The sequence below is a fragment of the Clostridium sp. KNHs205 genome, assembly GCF_000702945.1.
In the GTDB taxonomy this organism is placed as follows: Bacteria; Bacillota; Clostridia; order Lachnospirales; family Lachnospiraceae; genus Anaerocolumna.
This window is the reverse complement of the sequence record NZ_JNLE01000002.1, coordinates 1-6,405: the sequence shown is the minus strand read 5'-3', so window position 1 is coordinate 6,405 and position 6,405 is coordinate 1. Positions and strand designations below refer to the sequence as shown.

Sequence of the window (6,405 nt, the reverse complement as noted above, 5' to 3'; positions counted from 1 at the left end):
TTTTTTGACACTTAAATAAAGTAATTATACAATTTCGCTTAAAATACCATTCAAAAAACCAAAAATCCATTTTAAGTTGAAAAATGGATGAAATATACTTCACGGAATACTATTTACAAATCTCATTTATGATTTTTACTTGTAATTTTTGAATAAGATAACTATAATTAATTGAGCTATGGATACTTATACAAGAACTACACGAACTTCATCCCATGATTTTGATCTTGAAGAAATATATGAATCTTTGCTTACAGTTATCTTTTGAGTTTCCAGACTTATCAGGCTCTATAGCCGGGCATGTCCAGATTAACCGATTATAACGAATGACAGAAATGAAAATGGAGGCTTACAAATGAAAAAGACAGACACCAAAGACTTGTTGTTAAAGGACAAGCTGCTTAAGGGAGTTAAGAATATTTTAATTGTAACAGTTGTTGCATTATTCGTAACAGCCGGAATTGCATTACAGATATCCTACGACACAGCCATAAAGGAGAAGGAACAGGGCTTCGATGTGGAAATCAAAACCGCCGTTGATAATCTTATCAGCACCCTTTCAGTTAACTATGCACGTTATGAGAACGGTGAGATAACGGAGGCAGAAGCTTTGGCAACAGCCGAACAGTTAGTCAGGGACAGTCGTTATAATAATGGCAATGGATACTTTTGGGCTGATATGGCTGACGGCTTGTGCGTTGTTCATATGAATCCTGAATACGAAGGTACCATGAGGTTTGAAGCGGAAGACAAAAAAGGTACTTATTACATACAAAATCTTATTAAAGCAGGGGACAACGGGACCTCTTATACAGAATTTTTTTCACCAAACCGGAAAAAGACGGCATCTTTAAGAAAAGAGCTTACACCGAAAAGTTTGAACCATACGGCTGGTATATCAGCACCGGGAATTATTACGATGATATTAACCGTGAAGTATTTAAGCTCCGAGGCCAGCAGGCTGTTTCCAGTGCTTTGCTGATCCTTATAAGTATTGCCTGTGTTTTTGTCGGTACAAGAAAGACCAGCAAAGTTATAACTGGTATCATACAGCCTCTGACACTGGTGACCAGACGACTTCATCAATTGTCTGAAGGTGATGTCCATTCCGCGGAACGGAAAATATTACAACGAAAGATGAGACCGGGATTCTGGCAGCTGCCGAAAACAGCCTGATCACACAAATGTACTCTATTGTGGAAGACATCACCAGGAATCTCTCAAAAATTTCTTCCGGTGATTTAAGAATTCAGACCGCAGGAAATTATCAGGGCGATTTTATACCTATAAAGAACTCTATCAATGACATTACTTCCTTCCTAAACGAAGCACTGCTCTCCATCAATCAGGCCTCCAGCCAGGTAAAGAGCGGTTCCGTACAGGTTTCCGATATGTCAAAGACACTGGCGGAGGGAGCTAGTGACCAGGCCGGAGTTATTGAGGAGCTGTCCGCTTCCCTGGATGAAATCTCTGCTCATGTAGAGAAAAATACTAAAAGTGTGGACAGAGCTGCGGAATACATAGAAAAGATTATAGATAAAGCGGAAGAAGGTAATGGCCGCATGCAGAACTTACGGACTGCCATGGATAATATCGAACTTGCTTCTGGAAAAATCAGCTCCATTAACAAAGCAGTAGGTGCAATCGCTGCCAGAACCAATCTCCTGGCACTGAATGCTTCCATTGAATCAGCCCGTTTAGGTGCAGAGGGTAAAGGGTTCGCTGTTGTAGCCGAAGAAATGCGCCTGTTAGCAATGCAGTCGGCAGATGCTGTAAACGAAACAGAAAAACTTATCAATACCTCCATTGCAGCAGTTGAAGAAGGTTCAAAAACTACACTTGAAACCGCTTCCTCCTTAAATGATATCAACACCATGATCGACCGTTTTAGAGATATAATGAAAGAAATAGATGGTCAGAGCAGGAAACAAAACAACGAGATTATGCAAATAACCCAAGGCATCAACCAGATATCTGCTATCGTTCAAAATAATGTTGCCGCAGCGGAAGAATGCTCTGCCTTCAGCGAAGATCTAAATACACAGGCAGCTTTATTATTTGAAAATGTAGATAAATTTATTGTGGTAACCTAAGCCATGTCTGAACAATCGTTACTCGTTCCAAATGCAGTGTTTAACCACCCATAAAGTGTGATCCGGTCCGGCACAAAAAAGCTACAGGCACACCCTACAGTTATTCAGCAGTATCCGTATAAAAGGAATCATTACAAATTGGATAATCCGGAAAGAGGTAATTATGAAAACCTATGAAGCAATTGATGTAATCAGTAAAGCTATGATAGCAGATGGACTATGTGAAGCAATTCTTGTTAAAGGCTCCATTGGACGGGAGATGATGATGAGTTCTCTGACGTAGATATGTATGCGGTTGTTAAAGAGGAACACCTGCAGACCTTTCTGGCAAATAGAATGGAATATCTGGAGAGCTATCTGCCGGTTTTATATGCCAGCCATGTGAATTTTGTTGCAGAACAGATTGTTGCAATCTTTAACAACGGTCTCCATTTCGATTTATATACCGTTACAGCAAACACTCTTCCTCATAGTGACAAAGCCAGGATCATTTACGATCCAGCGGATAAATTCAGTTCCTATGAACCTGAATTTCGTATTATCTCTGTGGAAGAGCTGGTTGAATACTTTAACGAGGCCATGTATTACTTTATAGAGGGCGATGCAGCCTTCAGGCGCGGAAATTATCCCTGGGCACAGCATATTATGTCCAGTACCATCAGCTATAGTGCTATTTTACTCCGCTATCTTTATGACAAGGATTATGCTTATTTAGGGCTTAAGAAAATAAATGAAATCATTCCTGCCGAACAATTTGAGTGGCTTTGTGGCGCAGCTTCGGGAATGAATAAAGAAAGCGCTAACAAAATCATGGATTGTCTCATCAAGATACTGGATTATATCATTGATAACTATCCTACAGAAATATCAGAGAAGTTTAATCTTAAATTTTATTACTGGATAAAAGAAAATACCGGAATATCACTATTCCGGTAAGATTTGAGAATTTTTATTACTTTTATTACTATCTAGCTAACATTTAAAATAAAGTCGCATAATATTAAAATTTTGTTAATCTCCAAATTATGTAATATAGAAATCGTATCGACATCAAAATTATAAATATCGATTATATTAACATCAAAATTATGAATATTTAACTCATATTAGCATAAAAATTATGAATATCGTAATCTTATTAACATCATAATTATGAATATCGTAACCATATTAACCATCATAATTATATTAACATATAACTATATCAATATTTAACTATATCAGACTTTTATATTTTAAAGTTTCGCTAGATAGTAATAAAAGTAATAAAAATTCTCAAATCTTACCGGAATAGTGATATTCCGGTATTTTCTTTTATCCAGTAATAAAATTTAAGATTAAACTTCTCTGATATTTCTGTAGGATAGTTATCAATGATATAATCCAGTATCTTGATGAGACAATCCATGATTTTGTTAGCGCTTTCTTTATTCATTCCCGAAGCTGCGCCACAAAGCCACTCAAATTGTTCGGCAGGAATGATTTCATTTATTTTCTTAAGCCCTAAATAAGCATAATCCTTGTCATAAAGATAGCGGAGTAAAATAGCACTATAGCTGATGGTACTGGACATAATATGCTGTGCCCAGGGATAATTTCCGCGCCTGAAGGCTGCATCGCCCTCTATAAAGTAATACATGGCCTCGTTAAAGTATTCAACCAGCTCTTCCACAGAGATAATACGAAATTCAGGTTCATAGGAACTGAATTTATCCGCTGGATCGTAAATGATCCTGGCTTTGTCACTATGAGGAAGAGTGTTTGCTGTAACGGTATATAAATCGAAATGGAGACCGTTGTTAAAGATTGCAACAATCTGTTCTGCAACAAAATTCACATGGCTGGCATATAAAACCGGCAGATAGCTCTCCAGATATTCCATTCTATTTGCCAGAAAGGTCTGCAGGTGTTCCTCTTTAACAACCGCATACATATCTACGTCAGAGAACTCATCATCATCTCCCGTCCAATGGAGCCTTTAACAAGAATTGCTTCACATAGTCCATCTGCTATCATAGCTTTACTGATTACATCAATTGCTTCATAGGTTTTCATAATTACCTCTTTCCGGATTATCCAATTTGTAATGATTCCTTTTATACGGATACTGCTGAATAACTGTAGGGTGTGCCTGTAGCTTTTTTGTGCCGGACCGGATCACACTTTATGGGTGGTTAAACACTGCATTTGGAACGAGTAACGATTGTTCAGACATGGCTTAGGTTACCACAATAAATTTATCTACATTTTCAAATAATAAAGCTGCCTGTGTATTTAGATCTTCGCTGAAGGCAGAGCATTCTTCCGCTGCGGCAACATTATTTTGAACGATAGCAGATATCTGGTTGATGCCTTGGGTTATTTGCATAATCTCGTTGTTTTGTTTCCTGCTCTGACCATCTATTTCTTTCATTATATCTCTAAAACGGTCGATCATGGTGTTGATATCATTTAAGGAGGAAGCGGTTTCAAGTGTAGTTTTTGAACCTTCTTCAACTGCTGCAATGGAGGTATTGATAAGTTTTTCTGTTTCGTTTACAGCATCTGCCGACTGCATTGCTAACAGGCGCATTTCTTCGGCTACAACAGCGAACCCTTTACCCTCTGCACCTAAACGGGCTGATTCAATGGAAGCATTCAGTGCCAGGAGATTGGTTCTGGCAGCGATTGCACCTACTGCTTTGTTAATGGAGCTGATTTTTCCAGAAGCAAGTTCGATATTATCCATGGCAGTCCGTAAGTTCTGCATGCGGCCATTACCTTCTTCCGCTTTATCTATAATCTTTTCTATGTATTCCGCAGCTCTGTCCACACTTTTAGTATTTTTCTCTACATGAGCAGAGATTTCATCCAGGGAAGCGGACAGCTCCTCAATAACTCCGGCCTGGTCACTAGCTCCCTCCGCCAGTGTCTTTGACATATCGGAAACCTGTACGGAACCGCTCTTTACCTGGCTGGAGGCCTGATTGATGGAGAGCAGTGCTTCGTTTAGGAAGGAAGTAATGTCATTGATAGAGTTCTTTATAGGTATAAAATCGCCCTGATAATTTCCTGCGGTCTGAATTCTTAAATCACCGGAAGAAATTTTTGAGAGATTCCTGGTGATGTCTTCCACAATAGAGTACATTTGTGTGATCAGGCTGTTTTCGGCAGCTGCCAGAATCCCGGTCTCATCTTTCGTTGTAATATTTTCCGTTCCGGCGGAATGGACATCACCTTCAGACAATTGATGAAGTCGTCTGGTCACCAGTGTCAGAGGCTGTATGATACCAGTTATAACTTTGCTGGTCTTTCTTGTACCGACAAAAACACAGGCAATACTTATAAGGATCAGCAAAGCACTGGAAACAGCCTGCTGGCCTCGGAGCTTAAATACTTCACGGTTAATATCATCGTAATAATTCCCGGTGCTGATATACCAGCCGTATGGTTCAAACTTTTCGGTGTAAGCTCTTTTCTTAAAGATGCCGTCTTTTTCCGGTTTGGTGAAATAAAATTCTGTATAAGAGGTCCCGTTGTCCCCTGCTTTAATAAGATTTTGTATGTAATAAGTACCTTTTTTGTCTTCCGCTCAAACCTCATGGTACCTTCGTATTCAGGATTCATATGAACAACGCACAAGCCGTCAGCCATATCAGCCCAAAAGTATCCATTGCCATTATTATAACGACTGTCCCTGACTAACTGTTCGGCTGTTGCCAAAGCTTCTGCCTCCGTTATCTCACCGTTCTCATAACGTGCATAGTTAACTGAAAGGGTGCTGATAAGATTATCAACGGCGGTTTTGATTTCCACATCGAAGCCCTGTTCCTTCTCCTTTATGGCTGTGTCGTAGGATATCTGTAATGCAATTCCGGCTGTTACGAATAATGCAACAACTGTTACAATTAAAATATTCTTAACTCCCTTAAGCAGCTTGTCCTTTAACAACAAGTCTTTGGTGTCTGTCTTTTTCATTTGTAAGCCTCCATTTTCATTTCTGTCATTCGTTATAATCGGTTAATCTGGACATGCCCGGCTATAGAGCCTGATAAGTCTGGAAACTCAAAAGATAACTGTAAGCAAAGATTCATATATTTCTTCAAGATCAAAATCATGGGATGAAGTTCGTGTAGTTCTTGTATAAGTATCCATAGCTCAATTAATTATAGTTATCTTATTCAAAAATTACAAGTAAAAATCATAAATGAGATTTGTAAATAGTATTCCGTGAAGTATATTTCATCCATTTTTCAACTTAAAATGGATTTTTGGTTTTTTGAATGGTATTTTAAGCGAAATTGTATAATTACTTTATTTAAGTGTCAAAAAA

7 protein-coding genes are annotated in these 6,405 nt (G+C 38.5%); 4 read left to right on the top strand and 3 right to left on the bottom strand.

What is annotated here, in order from left to right; all coding sequences use genetic code 11:
- Positions 1 to 355: 355 nt before the first annotated feature.
- From BR73_RS0100065 to BR73_RS0100055, 4 genes are all read left to right on the top strand, one after another.
- Positions 356 to 982: a cache domain-containing protein gene (locus BR73_RS0100065; RefSeq protein WP_033163892.1), complete on the top strand. Its 627-nt coding sequence runs from the start codon at positions 356 to 358 to the stop codon at positions 980 to 982.
- Positions 976 to 1,176: a hypothetical protein gene (locus tag BR73_RS29020; protein ID WP_051684855.1), complete on the top strand. Its 201-nt coding sequence runs from the start codon at positions 976 to 978 to the stop codon at positions 1,174 to 1,176. Before BR73_RS0100065 ends, BR73_RS29020 begins: the two co-directional genes overlap by 7 nt.
- 8 nt (positions 1,177 to 1,184) lie before the next feature.
- Positions 1,185 to 2,093: a methyl-accepting chemotaxis protein gene (locus BR73_RS26625; protein WP_051684854.1), complete on the top strand. Its 909-nt coding sequence runs from the start codon at positions 1,185 to 1,187 to the stop codon at positions 2,091 to 2,093.
- A 285-nt stretch (positions 2,094 to 2,378) separates the two neighbouring features.
- Positions 2,379 to 3,029 (top strand): hypothetical protein, encoded by a 651-nt coding sequence (locus BR73_RS0100055; protein WP_033163891.1) that lies wholly within the window; start codon positions 2,379 to 2,381, stop codon positions 3,027 to 3,029.
- Between the two features lie 346 nt (positions 3,030 to 3,375).
- On the opposite strand, the gene BR73_RS0100050 is transcribed toward BR73_RS0100055, so the two are convergent.
- The 3 genes from BR73_RS0100050 to BR73_RS26940 all read right to left on the bottom strand — a co-directional run bounded on the left by BR73_RS0100050 (position 3,376) and on the right by BR73_RS26940 (position 6,050).
- A complete protein-coding gene (locus tag BR73_RS0100050; protein WP_033163891.1) occupies positions 3,376 to 4,026 on the bottom strand; it encodes a hypothetical protein in 651 nt (216 codons plus the stop codon).
- 285 nt (positions 4,027 to 4,311) lie between these two features.
- Positions 4,312 to 5,430: a methyl-accepting chemotaxis protein gene (locus BR73_RS26945; RefSeq protein WP_051684853.1), complete on the bottom strand. Its 1,119-nt coding sequence runs from the start codon at positions 5,428 to 5,430 to the stop codon at positions 4,312 to 4,314.
- On the bottom strand, positions 5,424 to 6,050 hold the full coding sequence (locus tag BR73_RS26940) for a cache domain-containing protein (protein ID WP_051684852.1): 627 nt from the start codon (positions 6,048 to 6,050) through the stop codon (positions 5,424 to 5,426). The genes BR73_RS26945 and BR73_RS26940 overlap by 7 nt, the downstream gene beginning before the upstream one ends.
- Positions 6,051 to 6,405 lie beyond the last annotated feature (355 nt).

Excerpts from the sequence above, each read along its gene's own strand:
- BR73_RS0100055 (WP_033163891.1), top strand. The coding sequence starts at position 2,379 with ATGTATGCGGTTGTTAAAGAGGAACACCTGCAGACCTTTCTGGCAAAT.
- BR73_RS26625 (WP_051684854.1), top strand. The coding sequence starts at position 1,185 with ATGTACTCTATTGTGGAAGACATCACCAGGAATCTCTCAAAAATTTCT.
- BR73_RS26940 (WP_051684852.1), bottom strand. The coding sequence starts at position 6,050 with ATGAAAAAGACAGACACCAAAGACTTGTTGTTAAAGGACAAGCTGCTT.
- BR73_RS0100065 (WP_033163892.1), top strand. The coding sequence starts at position 356 with ATGAAAAAGACAGACACCAAAGACTTGTTGTTAAAGGACAAGCTGCTT.
- BR73_RS0100050 (WP_033163891.1), bottom strand. The coding sequence starts at position 4,026 with ATGTATGCGGTTGTTAAAGAGGAACACCTGCAGACCTTTCTGGCAAAT.